General features: G+C 29.4%; 2 protein-coding genes. One reads left to right on the top strand and one right to left on the bottom strand.

All coding sequences use genetic code 11. From position 1 onward, the window contains the following. Positions 1-606: FAD-dependent oxidoreductase (locus tag MR593_RS02985; protein ID WP_290686791.1), on the top strand; the 606-nt coding region annotated here is incomplete at its 5' end. Between the two features lie 118 nt (positions 607-724). On the opposite strand, the gene MR593_RS02980 is transcribed toward MR593_RS02985, so the two are convergent. Beyond that, complete coding sequence (locus MR593_RS02980) at positions 725-1786, bottom strand: ABC transporter substrate-binding protein (protein ID WP_290686789.1); 1062 nt, start codon at positions 1784-1786, stop codon at positions 725-727. Positions 1787-2122: the final 336 nt, after the last annotated feature.

Genomic DNA, 2122 nt, shown 5'->3' with positions numbered 1-2122 from the left:
CTTGGACATTCACACTACGCTATAGACTACTTAAAAAGTCCTCAATACTATTCTTTAGGCAAAAAAGTAGCCATCATAGGTGCCGGTAATGTAGCAATGGATGCTGCTAGAACTGCTAAAAAACACGGATCTGAAGAAGTTCATGTAATATACAGACGTGATTTTGAAGATATGACAGCGACTAAACATGAAATAAACAAAGCCCAACAAGAAGGGATACTATTTAGAACTTTTGAAGCTCCAGTTGAAATAGTAGACGAAGGAATAATACTTGCTGGGACCGAAAAAATAGAAATAGGCGGAAAAACCACTCTAGCTATTATCCCTAATAGTGAATACCTATTCGAATGTGACTCTATACTTATAGCAGTAAGTCAAGTACCTCAAAATACTATAGTTATAAACAACAAAGGTGTTGATATCACTAAACGCGGTCATATAGAAACTGATGAAAAAGGTCTAACTACAAGAGAAGGCGTATTTGCCTGTGGTGATGTAGTGTTAGGAGCTAGTACAGTTATCCAAGCCGTAAAAGCAGCAAAAATAGTTAGCAACTCTATGGATGAGTATTTACAAAATCTATCTAAAAAAGGAACTGTAATTTAAGATTTAATCTCAAACAAAAACAGTATTGATAAATCTGCATTAGATAATCAATACTGTTTTTTTATTTATTGTTTCATGTAGAACATTTTTCCAATTTAAAATTTACTACAAATATAAATTATTCTTCACCATTAACTTTTATTTCTGTCCATGCATCGTCATACATTTGCTTAGTTTTTAAATCAAAATCCTTATATATTTCACATCTATTCATAATTTCTTCAGGCATATAAGCATTTGGATTATTTTGAACATCTTCCGGTTGCTCTTTTCTAGCTTCTTTATTTGGAGTTGTGTATCCTATTTCGTCAGCTATTCTCAATGCACTTTCCTTGTCACTTACAAAGTTTATGAATTTTTCTGCTCCCTCTACGTTTTGAGCGTTTGATGTTATACATAAACTATCAATCCAGAAATTTGCACCTTCCTTTGGCACAACATAAACTAAGTTTGGATATTCTTCTTGAAGATTTAAACCTTCTCCAGACCAGATCATATTTATATTAGTTTCTCCAGCTGGTATCATAGTTGTTCCATTATCTACTCCATATATTGGATTTACTGTTTTTCTTTGTTCTATTAATAATTCTTTAGCTTCTTCTATTTCATCTGGATCTGTTGAATTTAGAGAATAACCTAATTTTTTCAACGCTGCACCTATTGTATCTCTATATGTATCAAACATAAATACTTGGTCTTTATATTCTTCATCCCATAATATATCCCAGCTGTCTACCTCTTCTTTTACTACATCCTTATTGTAAACAATCCCTACAGTTCCAAACATATATGGAACTGAATATTTATTACCTGGGTCTATATCTAAATCTAAATATTGTTCATCCATTTGAGATATATTTGGTATATTATCCTTATTTAATTCTTGTACAAGTCCTTCTTTAATCATTCTTGGCATCAATGCATCTGATACTAATACTACATCGTATTTTCCAGCACCGCTTTTTATCTTTTGATACATCGCTTCCATATCATCAAAAGTCTCCATGTTTACTTTTATATCGTACTTTTCTTCAAACTCTTTTAGAGTTTCGTCGTCTATGTTTTCACCATAGTTAAAAAAGTTTATTTGTTGTTTTTCTTTTTTACTACACCCTGTAAATAATGCTCCTGTCATTATTATGCATAAGAATATAGCGATTATTTTTGATATTTTTTTCATATAATTCCTCCTTTCAATCTTTAAATTTGTTAGAATATTACACTTTATATCATCAATAATATACAATATTTTATTCTAGTTTGTCTATAAAGTATCTTCTAAAAATTTAAATATTGGATTAAAAAGTACTATTTTTGTCGAATTTTTCTACAACCAAAGGAGGCATATAACAGCTAATATAAATATATAAAAATTCATAAAACCATAATATATTTTTATGGATTATATATAATGCTATTGAAGTAATAAATAAATGAAATATTATTCAATAGTATAATTTGCAAATAAAATAGAAAAAAGGTTCAAACGCTTAAAAATTTAGATAAGTTTATAACA

This window comes from Intestinibacter sp., assembly GCF_022780145.1.
In the GTDB taxonomy this organism is placed as follows: Bacteria; Bacillota; Clostridia; order Peptostreptococcales; family Peptostreptococcaceae; genus Intestinibacter.
Note: the sequence above shows the minus strand (reverse complement) of the source record. Positions and strands in the feature narration are given on the sequence as shown.

Bases quoted from the DNA above. Each gene is read 5' to 3' on its own strand.
- MR593_RS02980 (WP_290686789.1), bottom strand. From the start codon at position 1,786: ATGAAAAAAATATCAAAAATAATCGCTATATTCTTATGCATAATAATG.